The sequence below is a fragment of the Halomonas sp. N3-2A genome (genome assembly GCF_002216165.1).
In the GTDB taxonomy this organism is placed as follows: domain Bacteria; phylum Pseudomonadota; class Gammaproteobacteria; order Pseudomonadales; family Halomonadaceae; genus Vreelandella.
This window is the reverse complement of sequence record NZ_CP022286.1, coordinates 1841696-1860461: the sequence shown is the minus strand read 5'-3', so window position 1 is coordinate 1860461 and position 18766 is coordinate 1841696. Positions and strand designations below refer to the sequence as shown.

The window sequence follows — 18766 nt, the reverse complement described above, 5'->3', positions numbered from 1 at the left end:
AGCAACCCGTCATGGCACACCGCCCCGATACCTTAGAACACGCGCCCTTAGGGCGCGATTCCGCCTACCCAGAGCATTATGACGCTGGGCTGTTGTATCCTATTCCCCGTGCTGCTAACCGTGCCCCATTGGGCATTGAAGACAATAAGCTGCCGTTTGTTGGGGAAGATGAGTGGCACGCGTTTGAAGTTTCCTGGTTGAATAACCGGGGTAAACCCATCGTGGCGGTTGCCCGTTTTCGCCTGCCTGCGGATTCACCGAACCTGATCGAGTCTAAATCCTGGAAGCTCTATCTTAATAGCCTAAACCAAACGCGCTTTGAAAGCCGAGAAGCGGTGCAACACGTGCTTGTTCGCGACCTGGCCGCGGCGGCGGGTGCTGCCGTTAGCGTAGAGCTATTAGCGGTAGACGACGCTGAGCTTGCCCCCCAGCGCTTGCCGGGCGAATGCTTGGATGACCTGGATATCGACATCAGCGATTACACGCCCAGTGCGGCGCATTTGGCAGTCAGCGAAGAGATCGTTGAAGAGACGCTGCACTCCCATCTACTTAAATCTAACTGCCCTGTGACTGGTCAGCCTGATTGGGGCAGTGTATTAATTCGCTACAAAGGCCCTAAAATCGACCGTGAAGGGCTGCTACGCTACCTAATCGGTTATCGTCAGCATCAGGACTTTCACGAGCACTGTGTCGAGCATATTTTTACCGACCTGATGCAACTGGCTAAGCCTGATGAGCTACTGGTGTTGGCCCGCTATGTTCGCCGTGGCGGGCTTGATATCAGCCCATGGCGAGCAACGCTGGGGTTAACGCCGCCCACCCCATTGCGCCTAGCAAGGCAGTAACAACGGCGCTAATCTAGCGCTCAACGATCAATAAAAGGGGAGTCATCATGGACGCACTCACGCTGCTTCACGAACGTAGCTCTATGGGGAAACTCACCGAGCCTGCGCCCAGTGCCGACCAGCTCAGCGCCATCTACCAAGCTGCGCTGCGCGCCCCAGACCATAAAGAGCTGCGCCCCTGGCGGTTTATCGAATTTATCGGCGAAGGGCGCGAGCGCCTGGGTGAGTTGTTTGCAGAAGCGGAATTTCAAGAAGACCCTAGTGCCAGCGATGACACGCTAAATTCCGCACGTAAAAAACCGCTGCGTGCACCGATGATCATTGCCGTGATTGCCAAGGTCACCCCGGATATTCCTGGTGTGCCGAAAATGGAGCAGGTGATATCCGCCGGATGCGCCGCCCACGGCATTCTGCTGGCCGCCCACGCGCTAGGCTTAGGTGCCATGTGGCGCAGCGGTAAGTACGCTTTTGACCCCGTGGTGCGTAAAGGTCTATCGCTAGACGAAAATGACGAAGTGGTCGCGTTTATCTATCTGGGTAGCCTGGCAGGTCGCCATAAACCGCTACCTCAGCACAATGTGGAAGACTTTGTAGAGCGTTGGGATTAACGGTCATGAGCCAGCCACGTCAACCAGGAGTGCCTTACCCGCGTTTGCCACTCCCTGAAACCCAGGAAGACCTTGCCGCCTTTCAGCGGTGGCTAGGGGAAGCAATTCCCATGGTAGGCGCGCTGGGAATTCAAGGCATGACCCAAAGCGCCGCCCAAGAGGGCGGGGCGTTGATGTGGCAGCTAGCGCTTAGCCCCAACCTAAACGACAAAGGCACAGGCTTCGGTGGTGCGCTAACGGCGCAAACCACGCTGCAGGGCTGGTGTTGGGTAACGCTATGGCTGCGTGCCCAAGGGCGGGCGCAAGATGTGGTAGTGGCCGAAGCCAGCCAGCGCTTTCTTGCGCCAGTCACTAGCGACTACCGCATCATTTGCACTCCCAGCGACTCCCAAGGCCCTGAGCAGCTAGCGGAAAAGCTTAACGCGCGGGGCAGGGGCAGCATTGCGCTCACTCAGCAGCTCTACTGTGGCGACACGCTCTGCCTGGAAGCCAGCGGGCGCTACGCTGTGCTGCCTGTTGCTTAAATCTTTAAAAGGCTTGCTATTTTAGGTCTTAGACCATAGAATATGCGCCGTTCTGTTGGGAAAGGCAACGCCTTAACAACCGAGCAAAAAAGTGGAGAGGTGTCCGAGTGGTCGAAGGAGCACGCCTGGAAAGTGTGTAAGTCGAAAGGCTTCGAGGGTTCGAATCCCTCCCTCTCCGCCACAGAATATAGAAAAAGCCCGCTGAGCAATCAGCGGGCTTTTTCGTGCCTGCCATTTAAGTTATCCACATGCAGTTTGCGCTACGCTAGTCCTGTTTTTGCCCATGAAAGGTGACAAAGTTTCGCATAAGTATAAATAAAACAATGGTTTATGAGTAGTGTGTTTGTTTTTATACGCAATTTTCAAAGGCTGACGATAATGTTAACGCGCATGCACACTAATAAACTGTTATAGCGCCTTGAAGTACAGCAAGATTCGGGTCGGCAGTAGTCGTTCGGCCTCCTAATATGGCATCTGTTCGGGCATATGCCCTTTTATAGTAAGCAGATCCTAGAGGAATAACGATGACTATACTTTCCAATAAAGTAGCTATTGTTACCGGTGCCAGCACCGGAATTGGTTACGCAGCCGCGAAGCTTTTTGCGAAAGAAGGAGCTGCCGTCGTGGTGGCCGCAAGGCGACAAAAGGAGCTTGATGACCTTGCAGACGCAATCAACGCGGAAGGCGGGCAGGTACTGGCACTAGCGGGCGACGTTGGCGAGGAAGCTTTTGCCAAAGCGTTGGTAGATAAGGCGGTAAGTCACTTTGGCGGATTGGATATCGCTTTCAACAATGCGGCTATCCTGGGTGCTATGGGCCCTGTCCCGGAGATGTCGCATACGGACTGGAATCAGGTTATTGCGACCAACTTAACCAGCGCATTTTTGGGCGCAAAGTACCAACTGCCCGCCATGGCTGCCCGAAAAGGAGGTTCATTAATTTTCACCTCTACCTTCGTTGGTTACACCGCAGGTATGCCTGGCATGGCTGCCTACGCAGCCAGTAAAGCGGGCCTTATTGGGTTGACTCAAGTGCTGGCGTCAGAGCATGGGCCTCAGAATATCCGGGTCAATGCCCTTCTGCCCGGTGGTACTGATACACCAGCGGGACGTGAATTTGCCAATACGCCGGAAGCATTGGCGTTTGTGCATAACCTGCATGCTCTCAAGCGTATGGCGACACCAGATGAAATTGCTCAATCCGCCTTGTACTTAGCATCCGATGCCTCCAGTTTCACAACGGGTTCTGCGATGCTGGTAGATGGCGGTGTATCCATAAATCGTGTCTGAGAGGCTGCGCCATTTCAGGCTATGACCGAATCATTTGACTGATCGGGCAATTGATCAGCTCAGGCTTGAAGAGATAGCCGCCCACGTGAATTTGAGTTCGTATCACTTTCAAAGATTGTTTTGTCGGTGGGTAGGTGCTACCTCTCAGTCACTCGCACTCGGCGATGAGGTGGCCAGGGTGAGGCTGGTATCAGTTCCCCTTAAAAGGGAAATATGCCGCTGAAACCTATCCCTGCGACGGCGACGATTACAACAACGATAACCACAATGGTTGTAGTAGAGGGCATTTTTCTCTTCCTTTGAGAAATGAGTGTCATTGAAGCGTAGTCGTCATTGGCGTGTTTTGCCTATCCCGCGTTTTATGAACGGCTCTCTTTGCTGAGTGCTTTTCCCAAACTGGCAAAATAGGCGCTGAACAGCGCGTTGATGCGTTCGCGCTGTTCGCCTTGTGGGTATAGGCCGCGTTCTGCCTCAGGAGAGGTTTTGGTGCCTTTCACCAGGAAGTGGTTTTTGATGCTGGCGTCTTGCACGAAGCCTTCAAAGGCTCGGGCGCATAGCTCCTCTGGTTTGCTGTAATAGAGCTGGCCGTGAGCTTTGTCCATGGCGACGGAGTGGTTGAAAAGCGCGCTGGGCTGCTGGCCGTCGGGGTGAAGCAGAATGGCGTGGAAGCAAGCGAGTAGGCGCTGGTTGAGCGGGTGGTTAATCGGGGCTGCATCCGCTAGCCATGCCGCCGAGGCGAAGGCGCTAGCGGGCATGTTGTTAAAACACTTCTGGGCAATGTAGTGATCGAAGGCGTGAAACCATTCATGGGCAATGCTGCCAGGCCCCGCATTCTTGGCGAGAGAAAAGCTGCGCTGGCTGGGGTCGTAATGGGCAGAAACGCCGGGCCTACCACCGCTGCCGTACTGTAGGGCTAACGAGCCACGCAGCGAAATCAGTGCTTCATTGCCGTGCAGTATCAGCATTAAATCGCACAGCGCATCGTGAAAAAGCTCGGCGGCGCGGTCGCGCTCTGCAGTGGTCACCCAGCGGCCTATTTCAATTGAGCGAAAATCGAACTGGCGACGGATCAGCGCAAAGCTGCTGGCACGCTCTGGGCGGTGCATTGGCCCTTGGCGATAAAACTCTCGCGCTTCAATGCTCACGGCGTGCTCGCTAACCTAAAAAAGAAGTTCACCGCGTTATCTTATCGAAGGTAACGAGTAAGCGCCAAAGGCTGTTCGGCAAGCTTGCCTAATGTGGCTACCCTTATACCTAGGCAGCGAATGATGGGCTGCACTTTGTTGCACAACAGGGAGGGAGTATGGCAACGGCACATGTTTATCGCATGAAAACGGATGCGCACCAGTGCCCCTTTGGTTTGAAAACCGTTTCATTGCTGCAGCGTAAGGGCTACGAGGTGCATGACCACCCGTTAACATCCCGCGACGAAACCGATGCATTTAAAGCGAAAGAACAGGTCGATACGACGCCGCAAACCTATATTGATGATAAGCGCATCGGTGGCTATGAAGAGGTGCGCGAGTATTTGGGCTTAAACGTGCCGGGTGCTCAGGAAACATCCTATCGGCCAGTGATCGCTATTTTTGCTACGGCGCTGTTGATTGGTTTGGCGATTAGTTGGCTGGCCCATGGGGCGCTATTGACGGCGCGATTACCTGAATATGCAGTGGCTAGCGCTATGGTGTTGCTTGGGTTACAAAAGCTTCAAGACGTGGAAAGTTTCAGCACCATGTTTCTGAATTACGATTTGCTGGCTAAGCGCTATGTGCCCTATGGATATGTTTACCCTTATGCGGAAACCTTGGCGGGTGTCTTGATGCTGGCGGGGGCATTGATATGGCTGGCAGCACCGCTGGCACTGTTCATTGGTACGGTGGGTGCTGTGTCGGTGATTAAGGCGGTGTATATCGATAAGCGAGAACTGAAATGTGCCTGTGCGGGCGGTAATAGCAATGTGCCGCTGGGCTTTATTTCATTGACGGAAAACCTTGTCATGATCGCCATGGGGCTTTGGATGCCGCTGAAGAGTCTGCTGTAACGCAAGTGAGTAGAAAAGGTTATGCGCCTTGCAACCCAGAAAACACGCCCCAAGGTAGAGTAAGTGACGCAAGACGCTATCGCACGCTTCACACTTAGGAGTCATTAGATGAGCAAGCGTATTTTGGTGGTGCTGACATCACATGATCAGTTAGGAGACACCGGCGAAAAAACTGGCTTTTGGTTAGAAGAGCTAGCAGCGCCGTACTATGTCTTTAAAGATGCAGGTGCAGACGTAACGCTGGCCTCGCCAAACGGAGGGCAGCCGCCACTTGACCCGAAAAGTGATGCAGACGATAGCCAAACCGATGAAACTCGGCGCTTTAAGCAAGATGATGAAGCGAATGCGGCGCTAGCGGCAACGCATCGCCTAAGCGATATGTACGCGGGTGACTTCGATGCAGTGTTTTATCCCGGCGGTCATGGCCCGCTGTGGGACCTAGTGGACGATCAAGATTCTATCAAGCTGATCGAAAATTTTATTGCCCAGGGCAAACCAGTGGCGTCGGTATGCCATGCGCCTATCGTGTTGATTAATGCAAAAAATAGTCTTGGTGAACCACTGGTAAAAGGGCGCCAAGTCACAGGCTTTACTAATGGTGAAGAAGATGCGGTTGGCCTGACGGATATCGTCCCGCACTTGGTAGAAGATGCGTTGCAACAGTGCGGTGGCATCTACAGCAAAGCAGACGACTTTACGCCGTATGTGCGTGAAGACGGCCAGCTAATTACTGGCCAAAATCCGCCTTCTTCTGCGGCTACCGCCGAAGCACTAATGGCATGGCTGGCGGCCCGTTAAGCAGTACGTTTTTTAGCGTTAGAAAGCATGACGGCGGGCAGTGTGCCCGCCGTTTTCATGTGCGACTATGAACCGACAGTGCAGTTCATCCTGATTATGGCCATCGTGATGTGCCTACCATTCGTAATCGTGATTTCGGGATAACTCATCTAAAGCGGTGGCACTAGGGTTATCTATTTTTTGGCTTTAAAAGGTAGCCCTAGCCATCCAAGCGTTTGCAGCAGTCAGGCAGCACTCGAAACTGTAAGGTAACCCCGTTGTCGATTAGCCCTGACAAAGTGCACGAATTTGAGCGTAATAAACAGGCTGCTTAAGAGCAGCCATTTGGACAGTTGGTTTGAAAATCACCGTATATCGCTATTCCTATCTTCTATTGATTAAGATTATCCAACATACTTTGAAGTCGCTGCTGAGCTGTCTTATTTAAAGGAAGAAGCGGTTTTCTTGGGTTGCCCGCTTCTTTTCCTTGAAGTGTAAGCCCTGATTTAATTGCTGCTGCTAGGCCGAATGAAACGATAAATTCAAGAAACTCGTATTGCTGGTAAAACAGTGCCTTAGCCTTCTCATTGTCACCGCTCTTGACCGCGTCGAACAGTTGTTTCGGTTTATCGCCTATCAGGCAAGGAGCTGCTGTACACCAACCGCTGGCACCTGCATTGAGAGCCTCTAACGCCATATGGTTACAGCCATTAAAAAAGGGCACTTTGCCATCCGATAGTGTGTAGATCTTGTGCATGCGTTGTATGTCGCCAGTACTTTCCTTGATCATGCTTGCATTCTGTATGCTGTCGACCATTTTAAGCATGAATTCGGGACTCATATCCACGCCACAGGTGGCTGGGTTGTTATAAACCATAATGGGCAGCGGACTTGCGCTTGAGACTGCTTCGTAGTGCTGGAAGATTTCAGCCTCGCTCAACTTATAATACGAAAATGGAGAGAGCATAATTACATCGGCTCCGATGTGATGAGCATGCTGCGCGTATTTAACGGCTTGCTCGGTGGTAAGCTCTGCGATACCAATGACCACAGGTACCCTACCTGCAACATACTTCACAGTGTATTCAGCGACCTGCTTCCACTCCTCTTCACTCAAATAGGCGGCCTCACCGGCACTGCCTAATGCAGCAATAGCATCTACTTTGGCTTCAAGTAGCACATCTATTACGCTACCGAGTTTGTTGAGATCCACCTGTTTATTATTTTGGCTAAAGGGAGTTACCGGATAGCCAATGATGCCTGATAAGTTCATGATTTACCCCTTAAATGCAGTTTTGGTGATTTTTTAGAGCCTGTCTTGCGTAGTAGGAAAAATTCACTTTGTTTCGTTTATCGGACGATACCCAGTCATGTGCTTCCTGGGCCAGATCATGAGGTAGGGGCTTAATTTGACCAGCAGACATTGCTAGAAGCTGCAGTTTTGCCGCTCGCTCGATCAGGATGGCCAAGTTACAGGCCTCTTCAATCGTTTTGCCGGTTACAAGTTGTCCATGGTGGGCAAGAAATACAGCTCGGTTATTACCCAGCGCCTTTGAAATTAATACGCCCTCTTCATTTCCAACAGGGACGCCTGGCCATTCAGCAACGAACGAGCAATCGTTGTACAAAGCGGCAGTGTCCATTTGGGAAATGATCAGTGGTACTTCTAGCATCGACAATGCGGCCACATGGGTAGGGTGGGTATGAATGATGCAATTAACTTCTGGATGCTCTTTATAGATCCAAGTATGGAAACGGTTGGCTGGATTAGGCATACCTTTGCCAGCCAATAGCTCCAGGTCATGATCCACGATTAACAAGTTTTCGGCTGTGATTTCATCAAACCCCAAACCCAATCGTTGAGTTAGAAAAGTATTGGGCTGCTCACTACGGCAGGTAATCTGGCCTGCCAAGCCTGAATCGTGACCTTTATCGAACAGGATTCGGCATGTCAGCGCGAGTTTTTCACGAACAGTCAGCTCTATGTCTTGTATACGCTCTTGCATATTGCTTTCTGCGATCTGCATTAGTTCCTGTTTTGCTTTAGTGGCGGTCTTCATGCTTTTTTCCTCAGGTGGCTTTGATAATGGTTGTACAATATCGCCGTTCTGGACCCTTAATAAGGGCCAGTTTTTTTAATTTAAGTGGTCCAGAAGAGAGGGTGACATGTTAAGGCCTTGGCAAACTCAGCTGTGGCTGGAAGACAGCTCTGGTAAAACCTTGCATTCAAAACTGTTGAACACGTTAACGGCGGATATTAAGGAAGGGCGGCTGATGCCCGGCAGCATGTTGCCGGGGTCCCGCGCTTTAGCCGAGCAATTAGGCGTTAATCGGAAAACCGTACAGCAGGTATATGAAGAGCTGGAAGCTCAGGGGTGGCTGGTGACACGCTCGAGGTCGGGTACGTTTGTTTCTAAAATCCTTCCCGAGCAAGGACTGTCCTCGTCAGACCACTATTTGGTCAACAGTACCGACAGGACAAAATCGGCCTCGGAGCTGGTTGAAATACTCTACCAGGGGGCACGCGGCTCTTATAACGACATATCGATAATGAATGATGGTACTCCGGACTCTCGTCTTATCCCTTATGAGCTGCTCGCGCGAACCTATCGACGGGTGTGTATAGACCTTAGCCGTCAATCAAAGCTGGGTTATGGCGACCCTAAAGGGAGCATTGAATTACGGAAATCGATCGCGAAAATGCTATCCGGTGACCGTTTTATGAACTGCTCTGCAGAGCAGGTATGTGTTGTCAGGGGGAGTCAAATGGGGATTTATCTCGCTTCTCGAATTTTGGATCCGGGAAAAGGTGCCATCGTCATGGAGGACCTTTGTTATTTGCCCGCTAGAGCTGCGTTTGAGTCAAATGGCTTTAAAGTCTTGAAATGCAGGCTTGATGATAAAGGGTTAGATATAGAACACTTGAGAGAGATACTGGCTGAACATTCAGTCGCAGCCATTTATGTCACCCCCCACCATCAATATCCAACAACTGTCTGTATGCACATGAGCAGGCGGCTGGTACTTCTGGAACTCTCCAAAACATACAAGTTTGCGGTTCTGGAAGATGACTATGATCATGAGTTTCACTATGAAACAAACCCAATTCCTCCGCTCGCAAGCCTGCCGAATTCTGAGAATGTTGTGCATATAGGTTCGATGTCGAAGGTCTTTGCTCCTGGTCTAAGACTTGGATATATGGCGGCCAATGCTCAGTTTATTGAGCGTGCCGCACAGGAAATCGTATTGATTGACAGGCAGGGTAATGCGGTATCTGAACTTGTGCTTTCAAATCTGATGGAATCAGGTGAAGTCAGGCGTCATATCAGAAAAACGCGAAAGGAGTATGAGGCAAGGCGTAATTTCGCTGCAGAAGAATTCATCCGTTTTTTTGGTGATAAGGTTTCTTTTAAGTTGCCTACAGGCGGAATGGCTATATGGGTAAATATTTCGAAGCTTGTTAATGGGAGGGCGTTGGAACAGCTTCCCGGCAAAGACTCAACTTTAAGCACCGTTTACAACGATGATCAGATTATACCGACCCACCTAAGGTTTGGGTTCGGAGCATTGAGTAAATCTGAGATTACGCAGTCAGTAGAACAGCTTTCAAAGGCCCTGCTTGTATCAGAATGAATAGGAGTCGACAGGCGATAGGCAGGGCTAGCGCATGAGTGTTTAGTTTCTTCTCTGTTATGTCGACACACCACAGGGCAGAGGAGCTCGGCTACGGGGGGGATTCTGTCAACCATCTGAGGGCGGTATCAGGTTGATAGGGCTAAAGTGCCCCATCAACCATTAAATCCGTACGCCCCAAAAGCTAGCCTTATTAAGGCATGGCCAACTGCCTATGTTAAAAACGACCGATTTTAAAAACGATAGCTTAACGATACTCCGGTGAGGGCTTGCCAATCGCTACCTAGCTCATCAACGATTGGGCTGTCGGCCGCGCTGCCAGTCAGGTGAGTTGCGCCGACGAAACCGGTAGCAGTCCATTCAGGGGTTAGGAAATAGCTAAGGCTGGCATTCACCCCCATGCGCCAGTAACCGCTATCTGGGTTATAAGCAGCCACGCCGCTACGTACGCTGTCTTGCATTGATACGCCAAACAGCGACTCGGTCCACTTCTCGTTTGAATAGGTAACGCTGGGCGATAGCGTGAAGAATGTCCGTTCGCTAACCGGCATACGCATAACAGCATTGGCTGAAAATTTCGCGCCTTCAACGTCGCCGCTTACCGGCGTGCTGCCTGCAACGCTATAGCGCCAGAACCCTTGCTGATAGCTAATCCGCAAGCCTAACGTGGCTCCGTCATCGACTTTTTCAAACCGGCTGATATCGCCCTTATTGTCTCGCCCAAAGGTGTAGCCAATGAACGGAGAGGCGGTCCAGTTTCCGCTACGGATAGCGTGCCACTCAATACCGTCGCGCACATTGATTGAGAGCTGGTCGCCGTACGTCAGGTTAAGGACAGGCCACGCTTGTGTTTCATAGTCGTCGCTGCCCAGGTAGTCAGGTGAGTAGGTTACGCCTGCGCCTATACTGCCTTCCCAGCTGTCCCCCAATGCGGGGGCAGCGAATGCGATGCTAATGAAAGCCGCTGCTAACCAGGGGGTGAAGTACTTATAGTTAGAAGTGCTTTGGGTCGCGCGAGAAACGAGAGTCGTCACGGGGTGTCCTTTAAATTGTTCAAACCTGCGTGATTGTATGTTTTTGTTTCAAACTACTGCAAGCGCTCTAGAGACCTGCGTGGTTCATGAATTGGAACTATTTTCTGTTTCATAGCTTAGGTTAGATAACTCAACGGCTATAGGGCGCACTGTGCACACATAGCGCAGGGATAGCGCTACAAGGAAGTGCAAGCAGGGAGTGCTTGTGGTGCACAAGGACGCATGAACAGGAGGTTCGTGAAGAAAAATCAAGGAGGACCTGATAAAACCCCGGCCAGTGCGATGGTCGGGGTTTTTTTATGGGCAAACGGCACTGCTGACTAACAAGCGTGATGATAAAACAGTGCGCTGAGTTTGCTCATTGGTGTGGATACCGCCGTTTGGCAATTCATGCAGCGTAGTGTAGCGCTGTCTTTGCCGGTGCCCTCAAGGCGAAATCGTTTTAGGTACGCCGTTTTCGAGGATTCCGCGTTGCCGCAATGACGGCAAATAATATCCACACCGTAGACTGTCGGGCTAATCATGATATGTCTCACGCTGACCTCCTAACGTAAGGGAGTTAATGGGTTCAGTCGTGGTAACGTTCCGTGTAGAGGTGCATCCGTGACGATGCTTAAAAAGTATAAACAGCAAACGGCTAGTTCGCCATTTATATAAGCAGCTATCTGTTTATAAACGGGTAGTATAAAAATTTAAAAAAACTTATGTTTTGATATCCCAGGTTAATGTTTTTGACATATATGAGGTTCAAGGTAGGTAAACACAGGGAAAGGTGTTAGGGACGACCAAGCAGGAAGGCTTGTTAAACCAAGGATGCACGAACAGGACGTTCGTGAAGAAGGATTACGGAGGAAATACTACTACCCCGGCCAGGAATGGCCGGGGTTTTTTTACGCTAGTCCTTGGCTACACTCGTTCTTTACTACCTCTTCGCTACTTCTTCGCTTTTTTGGGCTTTGAGGCTTTTTTGTCTTCATCAGTATCAGGCTTGTCGCTGCCCTGATGGCTAAGCGGGCTGGCCTGGTCAAGCCGTGGGTGGTTGTCCAGGAATTCCCGCTGCAGGTCGGGTAGGGCATCCAGTGCTTTTAAGGTGTGGGTCAGCGCGTGAACTGCCGCGAGCACATCCTGGGTGTTGCCGGTTTCGGAAATAGTGTGCATGTTGCGGATCGGGAAGCCGATTGAGGTAGCTGCGCTATCAATAGAGGCCAGCACGCCTGCCATGCCGTCAGTGCCTGTATCCACGCCAACGATGTCCCGCTGCAGGGGAATATCCTGCTCTTTTGCGGCGCTGGCGATAATGCGGTTGAGCTGTTCGCTGGCAATGGAGCCTACGGACATCGTGAAGCCTTTGCCCATTTCTAGCGGCTGCATGCGCTTGTCGCCAATACCGGGGGCGGCTACGTAGTCGTGGTTAACGTCTACGCCAATCAGTGCGTCTGGCTTTAGTTCGCCAGCCAATACGCGGCTGCCGAAACGGCCAATTTCTTCGTAGCTGGCAATGGCAAACAGCACGCGTACGTTTTCAGTGCCGCCGGCTTCTGCGATTAACTTCGCTACTTCTGCGGTAACAAAGCAGCCCAAGCCATTATCCAGGTAAGCGCCGTAGAAGGTGTTCGGGCTAAAACCAGGGCGAATAGGGCGGTCGAAAATAATGGAGTCACCCGGGCGAACGCCTAAATTCAGCACTTGCTGCTTTTTATTTTCGCCATGGATTTGCAGGTCCAGGTAGATCTGCTCTTTTTTGATACCTTTGCTGCCATCGCGTTGTGCAGGATCAGAAAAGTGAATCGCGCCCAGGGCTTCTACTGTACCGCCTTGGATGCAGCGATAGCTGCCGAGGGCGTCAGGATCTTCGCTGAATAGCTTCACTTCATGGCCGATAAGTACGCTAGGCAAGAAGGAGTCAGTGTTGATCCAGATCTTGCCGTCTTCGCCAATCGAGCGAACCTGCATGCGGATTTTGTCTGCATGGCCGATGATCATCACTTTGAACATGTCATCGCGGCCAGGGTGGGTGTCCAGCACTACGCCAGCATTGCCTTTAAACTGATGCAGATGCCAGCCGCTGGGCGCGAAGCTTTCAAAGTAGGGCTTCAGTACGCCGTAGGTCATGGCGCCTTCCAGGCCTACCGGGCTGGGGGCAGCAAGAATGTCGCGCATGATGTTGAACTGCGCGTCGGGCATGGGTTGCGTCCAGGGTTTGGCGCTGTCGCTCATGTTAAGCACTCTCCGTTGGGTGGTGTTCATCGCTAACTAGTCTGCCAGATTCTTGCTTCAGATGCGCATGGCTGGTTCGCCTAGAGAGACAAGAATTTTGGGCTTTGGTTATAAAATCCTCTAGGATAGGCGCTTTTTTCTGACAAGGTGGAAGGTCATGGCGTCTTCTGGGCAACCTCGCACTCAGTGGCTGGGCCGCTGGGGCTTTATGCTGGCAGCCACCGGTTCGGCGGTGGGGCTGGGCAATATTTGGAAATTCCCCTATATCACCGGGGAGTATGGTGGTGGGGCCTTTGTGCTGGTGTATCTGGCGTGCATTTTAGCCGTTGGCGTTCCAGTGATGATGACCGAAATTGCCTTTGGTCGGCGTGGGCGCGGCAGCCCGATTGATGCGATACGGCGTGTCGTCAATGAGTCTGGCCGCTCTTCTGCCTGGTCGCTGATTGGTTGGATGGCGATGCTTTGCGGCTTTATGATTCTGTCGTTTTATGTCGTGGTCGCAGGTTGGTCGTTCTCCTATTTATGGAAAATGCTCACCGGTGGCCTCGCAGGCAGTAGCGTTGATGACATGGCGGCGGTCTTTGGAGCCAATAATGCCAACCCGTTCATTCTGGGCGGTTGGAGCACCCTGGTGGCAGTGCTGACCATGGTGATTGTGGGCAAAGGCGTTCAGGAAGGTATCGAGAAAAATGTCAGTTGGATGATGCCTGGGCTGGTGCTCATGCTCATTCTACTGATCATCTTCGGGGTGTTTTCCGGTGGGTTTGGCGAGGCAGTGAGCTTCTTGTTCTCGTTCAACGCAGGCAGCCTCTCTAGTGAAGGCATGCTGGCGGCGTTGGGCCACGCCTTTTTCACGTTGTCGTTGGCATCCGGTGCGATTCTTACCTACGGTAGCTACTTGCCCAAAGGAGCTTCGATTGGGCGTACCACGGTAAGCGTGGCCATTGCCGATACCGTGGTTGCGTTAATGGCGGGGTTGGCGATCTTCCCGGTCATTTTTGCTAACGGTATGAATCCTGGTGAAGGGCCGGGGCTTATCTTTATGAGCTTGCCGCTGGCCTTCCAGGCGATGCCAATGGGCACGCTATTTGGCATTCTGTTTTTCTTGATGCTCTCGATGGCGGCGCTGACCTCGTCTATTTCGATGGTGGAAGCCACGGTGTCGTGGTTATGCGATAACAAAGGCATGACCCGCAAATCGGCCTCTTGGGCGACGGGCATTGTGCTATGGCTGATCAGCACGCTGGCGATGCTGTCGTTTAACCTGGGCGCTGATTGGACACTGGCGGGTAAAACCTTTTTCGACTGGCTTGATTACCTGACCTCGCGCTGGATGATGCCGCTAGGGGGATTGGGTACGGTCGTGCTGGCAGGTTTTGTGCTGAAAAGCGAAACCTTCCGCGACGAACTGGGCCTTGCGCCGTTGCCTTATGCGCTATGGCTGACCATGGTGCGCTACGTTAGTCCGTTGGGTATTTTGGTTATCTTTGCTGATGCCTTGGGGCTTTACCAAGTTTCGTTCGCGGTGCATTGGCCGTGGCTGCTAGCGGTTTTGCTGGTCATGGTCGCAGTGGGGGAGACCCTAAGCCCGCGGCTGCGCCAAACGCTGAGCTCGCGCTAGCCGCTGTTGTTCACGCTTCACCCTGGCAGCTGCAATGGCGCCAGGGTGAGTGCCTGCCTCCATGAGTTCGTCCCAGCAGGTGGTGTAACGGTTAGAGCGGTGCGCACAGCGCAACTGCCACGGTGCTTCCGCCTCTGTCATTCCAAAGCGAATCGTGCCTTGCCCCATGCGCTGATTAATGGCGTCAACGGCGTTCATCAAGTGCGGGTGCGCTTTATGTGAAGGCTGCAACAGCGAAAGCTGATACTGCTGTGCATCGACTAAGTCCAATAGCATGACACCGGCTTTCATAAACTGAAAACCCGGCCGATACATCTGTTCCAACCCTTCGCGCACGGCTTCTAAAATGATGCGGGTATCGTCGCTTGGCGATGCCAGGGGAATCATCGCGCTAGGTGAAAGCTGAGGCTGGTCTTTACGATGGCGGTTGGTATTTAGAAATAGCAATACGGCGCGGGTAAGGCTTTTCTGCTGGCGCAGTTTTTCGGCACTGCGCTGAGCATGGCGGCGCAGCGCTGCGTGCAATTCCGCTTTTACGCCGGTTGCGTGGCCAAAAGAGCGTGACGTCATAATACGCTGACGCGGCTCTTCTAATGCGTTCATTGCCAAGCAGGAGGTGCCACGTAGCTCTAGCGCTGTACGCGCAAGCACCACTGAAAATCGTTTGCGAAGTTGCTTTGGGTCGCACTCCCGCAACTGCCACGCCGTGCGAATACCACTCACCGCAAGCCGTTCTGCTAGGCGTCTGCCGACGCCCCATACGTCATTCACCGGCAGCTGTTTAAGCAGCGCCGTAGTGGTCGGGCTGTTGGCAGTGAGTAGGCAGACGCCTTGGTAGTGAGACTGCTGTTTGGCAACGTGATTAGCGAGCTTGGCTAGCGTATGGGTAGGTGCCAGCCCTACGCATACAGGTAGCCCTAAATAGCGGCGAACACGGCGGCGCACAGCTTCCCCGAGCGCTTGGCATTGAGTGTCGCTGAAGCCATCCAGGTAGATAAACATTTCGTCAATAGAGTAAGGCGCGACGTCTGGGCAGGCATCCCGCAGTAGCTGGGCGAGTCGTGCGGACATGTCGCCATACAGCTCGTAGTTTGATGACAGTAAGTGAATCTCTCCCCGTCGGCGCAAACCTTCCAGTTGGAAAGCGGGAGTGCCCATGGGGATTTCCAAGGCTTTCATTTCGGCCGAGCGGGCGATCACACAGCCATCGTTATTCGACATCACGCCCACGGGTTTGCCTTCAAGCGCGGGCTTAAAAACACGCTCGCAGGAAACATAAAAATTATTGGCATCAACAAGGCCAATCATGGCAAATACTCATGCACCACGGCGCGCACCACCCCCCATAGCTGGCAGTTTGTCTCTGCTAACGGCAGCGGTGGATAGTGGGGATGTGCCGAGCAGAGGTGTGGTGTGCCTTGATAGAGCGCATAACGCTTTATCAGTACTTCCTCTTCAAACATGGCGACCAGGATATGCCCTAAGCGGGGCGGTATGCTGCGATCTACCACCAGCAAATCACCTTCGAATATCCCCCAGCCTTCCATGCTGTCGCCCGCGGCGGTGAGGTAAAACGTGTGGTTGGGATGTTTAATCAGTCGCTCATTGAGATCTAACGTGCGTGGTTCGTAATCTTGAGCAGGTGAAGGGAAGCCGCTAAACCCAGCGCGGCCGTATAACGTTGGAAATGGCAATGGCTGAGAGGTTAACGGCAGGGCTGTCGCGACCATCGTTGTTGGAAATGTACTCGTTGTAAACGTACTTGTTGCCAACGTGGCTGTTTTTAAAGCGGCGGGTTGGGACGGCATCGTCGGCATCCTCATGAATAAATAGTGTGTTTATATACAGTATTTATAAACAGTATTTATTCATGAAGGAGAAATTGCAAGCGACGCTCAACGCTGGGGGGCTGGGAGCTACTGGCTTAGTGGGTGCAATTGGCTTAGCGAGCAAGCCACAGACCAACCACCAACGCACTTATCACGGTAATCAAGAACACAAGGTTGCGAGCACGGGTGTCACGACGTGGTTTCATAGTCATTTTCCTGTTGGTCATCATCGTTAAGAGCATTTCGCAGTAGTTGCAGCACGCAAGCGTTATCCGCATAAAAGCGGCAGATGCGCTGCGCTTAGCATGGTAACGTTTACGCCTTAGAGCGTCATCTGACGTATATGACATTGCTTGGTTATCCGGCTTTTAAGAGATCCTGCTTATGAATGAATCGACCCACGTCGGTACCGCTGCGCAGCCGCTTTCCCTGGCGAATGGTCGGCTGGCGGCGCTTAGCTGGGGGCGTAGCACTGCGCCTACTTGGGTGGCGCTGCATGGTTGGCTAGACAACGCGGCGAGCTTCAGTCGGCTGGCGCCGCTATTGGTGAAAGCACTGGATATTCGCATTGTGGCGATCGACTTCCGTGGTCACGGGCACTCAGCTCATGCGCCTGCAGGAAGCGACTATGCACTATGGGACTATACCCAGGACGTGCTGGATACCATGGAATCATTGGAGATTGAAAAAGCGACGCTACTTGCTCACTCGATGGGGGCAGCCGTGGCTTGCCTAGTCTCGGCAGCGCTGCCTGAGCGGGTAGATAAGCTAATTCTGTTAGATGGCTTAGGAGCGCTAAACACACCTGCCGAAGAGACTGCCAGCCAACTACGCAAAGGGCTAGTGGCCTATAGGCGGCCGCTTTCCCGTCCTCCTCGTTATCCCGATGTTGAGAGTGCAGTTGCAGCGCGGGTAGCCGGAGGTGTCACGCCGCTGGACAGCATCACCGCCACGCCACTTGTCGAGCGCAACACCCAGGCCACTGCCGATGGGCATGTGCAAATGCGTACCGATAGCCGTTTATTAAAGCCTTCCTTGGTGCGCTTTACGCCCCAGCAAGTGCTGGCACTACTGGCGGAGATTCAAGCCCCGGTACTATTGATAGAAGGGGAACGAGGTATTTTAGGCGAGCGGGACTGGGCAGAAAAAGCGCGCCAAGCAGTACCACAGTTAACGCGCCATGTACTAGCGGGTGGCCATCATCTGCATCTTGAGCCCCAGGCGGTTCATCGCGTGGCCAGTACAATCAGTCAGCAAGCGTAGCGGGTACCTGATTGCTCGCGTTAGGAAGATGACGATGAAGAAAAAAGTAGCGCATGTTGTTAAAACACCTGTGGCAAGTAGCTGCTTGAATGGCGGTAATAAGGTTGCGCTGGTATTAGGGAGTGGAGGGGCCAGGGGCTATGCCCATATCGGTGTTATCGAAGCATTAGAAGCGCGCGGCTTCGAGATAATTTCGATTGCGGGTTGCTCTATGGGCGCGCTAATTGCTGGTATTTATGCCGCTGGCAAGCTGCCTGAATACCGGGATTGGGTGTGTAACCTGGACTATTTAGACGTGCTCAAGCTGGTCGATGTGACCTGGAGTCCAATGGGCGCCATGCGAGCGAATAAGGTCATGAGCAAACTTGAAGAGCTGGTCGGCGATATGCTGATCGAAGACCTGCCTATTCCGGTGACGACCGTCGCGACGGATCTGGTTCGTCAACGTGAGGTGTGGTTTCAAAATGGCCCGTTACTCCAGGCAATCCGTGCCTCTATTGCCGTGCCGGGTGTCATTACCCCAGTACATGTGGGTGGCCAAGTACTCGTTGATGGCGGCTTGCTGAACCCACTGCCGATAATGCCGATATTAGCCACCCACGAAGCGGATTTTGTGGTGGCGGTTAACGTGACGGCGCACAGCCCACAACCGATCACCTTAGAGGAGTTGTTACCCAGCGAAGATGCAAGCGACAGCCGCACCGCGTTAGAGCGCGACCGTGATGCTAATATTGGCGGTTGGATGGACGATGTGCGTGCCACCACGCGCCGTCTGTGGGATGGGCTGGGGGGCAGCAATGGTGAAGAGAGCGACGTTGATGAAACCGTTGACCTGCGTGGTCGGCGTGAATGGGGCAAGCTCGATATGATTCTAGAGTCGTTTGATATCACCCAAGCGGCGCTCGCGAAGTATAAAATCGCAGGCTATCCGCCGGATGTATTGATCGAAATTCCCAAAACTGTTTGCAGCACTTACGAGTTTCACCGCGCCAACGAATTAATTCGGCTGGGTCGGCATCTTGCTGATGAAGCGTTAGAGCGCCGCATGCCTAGCATTGCTTCGGATGCGACCGAGTGACATAGCC

The 18766-nt window shown here is 52.6% G+C and carries 17 protein-coding genes and 1 tRNA gene; 11 read left to right on the top strand and 7 right to left on the bottom strand.

Features of this window, described 5'->3' with window-relative positions; genetic code table 11:
• Positions 1-11: 11 nt before the first annotated feature.
• The 5 genes from queF (at position 12) to CEK60_RS08820 (ending at position 3266) form a co-directional block, all read left to right on the top strand.
• A complete protein-coding gene (gene queF, locus CEK60_RS08840; protein ID WP_089038706.1) occupies positions 12-845 on the top strand; it encodes an NADPH-dependent 7-cyano-7-deazaguanine reductase QueF in 834 nt (277 codons plus the stop codon).
• 47 nt (positions 846-892) lie between these two features.
• A complete protein-coding gene (locus CEK60_RS08835; RefSeq protein WP_089038705.1) occupies positions 893-1453 on the top strand; it encodes a nitroreductase family protein in 561 nt (186 codons plus the stop codon).
• A gap of 5 nt (positions 1454-1458) precedes the next feature.
• Positions 1459-1977 carry a YiiD C-terminal domain-containing protein gene (locus CEK60_RS08830; protein WP_089038704.1) on the top strand — a complete coding sequence of 173 codons (519 nt, stop codon included), beginning with the start codon at positions 1459-1461 and terminating at the stop codon, positions 1975-1977.
• Positions 1978-2070: 93 nt separating this feature from the next.
• Positions 2071-2158, top strand: a tRNA-Ser gene (locus CEK60_RS08825).
• Between the two features lie 343 nt (positions 2159-2501).
• The gene (locus CEK60_RS08820; protein WP_089038703.1) at positions 2502-3266 is read left to right on the top strand and encodes an SDR family oxidoreductase; all 765 of its coding nucleotides are present in this window, start codon (positions 2502-2504) and stop codon (positions 3264-3266) included.
• A 359-nt stretch (positions 3267-3625) separates the two neighbouring features.
• Here the strand turns inward: CEK60_RS08820 and CEK60_RS08815 are convergent, their stop codons facing one another.
• The gene (locus CEK60_RS08815) at positions 3626-4411 is read right to left on the bottom strand and encodes a CLCA_X family protein (protein WP_089038702.1); all 786 of its coding nucleotides are present in this window, start codon (positions 4409-4411) and stop codon (positions 3626-3628) included.
• A gap of 158 nt (positions 4412-4569) precedes the next feature.
• On the opposite strand from CEK60_RS08815, the gene CEK60_RS08810 reads away from it, so the two are divergent.
• Together CEK60_RS08810 and CEK60_RS08805 are read left to right on the top strand one after the other, a co-directional pair.
• A complete protein-coding gene (locus tag CEK60_RS08810) occupies positions 4570-5307 on the top strand; it encodes a MauE/DoxX family redox-associated membrane protein (RefSeq protein ID WP_089038701.1) in 738 nt (245 codons plus the stop codon).
• A gap of 108 nt (positions 5308-5415) precedes the next feature.
• The gene (locus CEK60_RS08805) at positions 5416-6105 is read left to right on the top strand and encodes a type 1 glutamine amidotransferase domain-containing protein (protein WP_089038700.1); all 690 of its coding nucleotides are present in this window, start codon (positions 5416-5418) and stop codon (positions 6103-6105) included.
• 370 nt (positions 6106-6475) lie between these two features.
• Here the strand turns inward: CEK60_RS08805 and CEK60_RS08800 are convergent, their stop codons facing one another.
• Together CEK60_RS08800 and CEK60_RS08795 are read right to left on the bottom strand one after the other, a co-directional pair.
• Positions 6476-7357 (bottom strand): dihydrodipicolinate synthase family protein, encoded by an 882-nt coding sequence (locus CEK60_RS08800; RefSeq protein WP_089038699.1) that lies wholly within the window; start codon positions 7355-7357, stop codon positions 6476-6478.
• Between the two features lie 10 nt (positions 7358-7367).
• Positions 7368-8144, bottom strand: a complete 777-nt coding sequence (locus CEK60_RS08795; protein ID WP_089038698.1) for an aldolase — start codon at positions 8142-8144, stop codon at positions 7368-7370.
• A gap of 106 nt (positions 8145-8250) precedes the next feature.
• On the opposite strand from CEK60_RS08795, the gene pdxR reads away from it, so the two are divergent.
• The gene (gene pdxR / locus CEK60_RS08790) at positions 8251-9717 is read left to right on the top strand and encodes a MocR-like pyridoxine biosynthesis transcription factor PdxR (protein WP_232471492.1); all 1467 of its coding nucleotides are present in this window, start codon (positions 8251-8253) and stop codon (positions 9715-9717) included.
• Between the two features lie 233 nt (positions 9718-9950).
• On the opposite strand, the gene CEK60_RS08785 is transcribed toward pdxR, so the two are convergent.
• Both CEK60_RS08785 and CEK60_RS08780 read right to left on the bottom strand, forming a co-directional pair.
• The gene (locus CEK60_RS08785; RefSeq protein ID WP_089038697.1) at positions 9951-10751 is read right to left on the bottom strand and encodes a MipA/OmpV family protein; all 801 of its coding nucleotides are present in this window, start codon (positions 10749-10751) and stop codon (positions 9951-9953) included.
• 933 nt (positions 10752-11684) lie between these two features.
• Positions 11685-12968, bottom strand: a complete 1284-nt coding sequence (locus CEK60_RS08780; protein WP_089038696.1) for a M20/M25/M40 family metallo-hydrolase — start codon at positions 12966-12968, stop codon at positions 11685-11687.
• 157 nt (positions 12969-13125) lie between these two features.
• Between CEK60_RS08780 and CEK60_RS08775 the strand changes: the two genes are divergently transcribed.
• Positions 13126-14589, top strand: a complete 1464-nt coding sequence (locus CEK60_RS08775; RefSeq protein ID WP_089038695.1) for a sodium-dependent transporter — start codon at positions 13126-13128, stop codon at positions 14587-14589.
• Here the strand turns inward: CEK60_RS08775 and CEK60_RS08770 are convergent.
• Positions 14551-15897: a Y-family DNA polymerase gene (locus CEK60_RS08770; RefSeq protein ID WP_089038694.1), complete on the bottom strand. Its 1347-nt coding sequence runs from the start codon at positions 15895-15897 to the stop codon at positions 14551-14553. The genes CEK60_RS08775 and CEK60_RS08770 overlap by 39 nt on opposite strands.
• Positions 15894-16319, bottom strand: coding sequence for a LexA family protein (locus CEK60_RS08765; RefSeq protein WP_089038693.1), 426 nt, complete (start codon positions 16317-16319; stop codon positions 15894-15896). The genes CEK60_RS08770 and CEK60_RS08765 overlap by 4 nt, the downstream gene beginning before the upstream one ends.
• Before the next feature lie 483 nt (positions 16320-16802).
• Between CEK60_RS08765 and CEK60_RS08760 the strand changes: the two genes are divergently transcribed.
• Both CEK60_RS08760 and CEK60_RS08755 read left to right on the top strand, forming a co-directional pair.
• Positions 16803-17681, top strand: coding sequence for an alpha/beta fold hydrolase (locus CEK60_RS08760; protein ID WP_089038692.1), 879 nt, complete (start codon positions 16803-16805; stop codon positions 17679-17681).
• Between the two features lie 34 nt (positions 17682-17715).
• The gene (locus CEK60_RS08755) at positions 17716-18759 is read left to right on the top strand and encodes a patatin-like phospholipase family protein (protein ID WP_089038691.1); all 1044 of its coding nucleotides are present in this window, start codon (positions 17716-17718) and stop codon (positions 18757-18759) included.
• Positions 18760-18766: the final 7 nt, after the last annotated feature.

Coding starts and splice junctions, on each gene's coding strand:
- queF (WP_089038706.1), top strand. CDS start 12: ATGGCACACCGCCCCGATACCTTAGAACACGCGCCCTTAGGGCGCGAT.
- CEK60_RS08835 (WP_089038705.1), top strand. CDS start 893: ATGGACGCACTCACGCTGCTTCACGAACGTAGCTCTATGGGGAAACTC.
- CEK60_RS08830 (WP_089038704.1), top strand. CDS start 1,459: ATGAGCCAGCCACGTCAACCAGGAGTGCCTTACCCGCGTTTGCCACTC.
- CEK60_RS08820 (WP_089038703.1), top strand. CDS start 2,502: ATGACTATACTTTCCAATAAAGTAGCTATTGTTACCGGTGCCAGCACC.
- CEK60_RS08810 (WP_089038701.1), top strand. CDS start 4,570: ATGGCAACGGCACATGTTTATCGCATGAAAACGGATGCGCACCAGTGC.
- CEK60_RS08805 (WP_089038700.1), top strand. CDS start 5,416: ATGAGCAAGCGTATTTTGGTGGTGCTGACATCACATGATCAGTTAGGA.
- CEK60_RS08800 (WP_089038699.1), bottom strand. CDS start 7,357: ATGAACTTATCAGGCATCATTGGCTATCCGGTAACTCCCTTTAGCCAA.
- CEK60_RS08795 (WP_089038698.1), bottom strand. CDS start 8,144: ATGAAGACCGCCACTAAAGCAAAACAGGAACTAATGCAGATCGCAGAA.
- pdxR (WP_232471492.1), top strand. CDS start 8,251: ATGTTAAGGCCTTGGCAAACTCAGCTGTGGCTGGAAGACAGCTCTGGT.
- CEK60_RS08780 (WP_089038696.1), bottom strand. CDS start 12,968: ATGAGCGACAGCGCCAAACCCTGGACGCAACCCATGCCCGACGCGCAG.
- CEK60_RS08775 (WP_089038695.1), top strand. CDS start 13,126: ATGGCGTCTTCTGGGCAACCTCGCACTCAGTGGCTGGGCCGCTGGGGC.
- CEK60_RS08770 (WP_089038694.1), bottom strand. CDS start 15,897: ATGATTGGCCTTGTTGATGCCAATAATTTTTATGTTTCCTGCGAGCGT.
- CEK60_RS08765 (WP_089038693.1), bottom strand. CDS start 16,319: ATGGTCGCGACAGCCCTGCCGTTAACCTCTCAGCCATTGCCATTTCCA.
- CEK60_RS08760 (WP_089038692.1), top strand. CDS start 16,803: ATGAATGAATCGACCCACGTCGGTACCGCTGCGCAGCCGCTTTCCCTG.
- CEK60_RS08755 (WP_089038691.1), top strand. CDS start 17,716: ATGAAGAAAAAAGTAGCGCATGTTGTTAAAACACCTGTGGCAAGTAGC.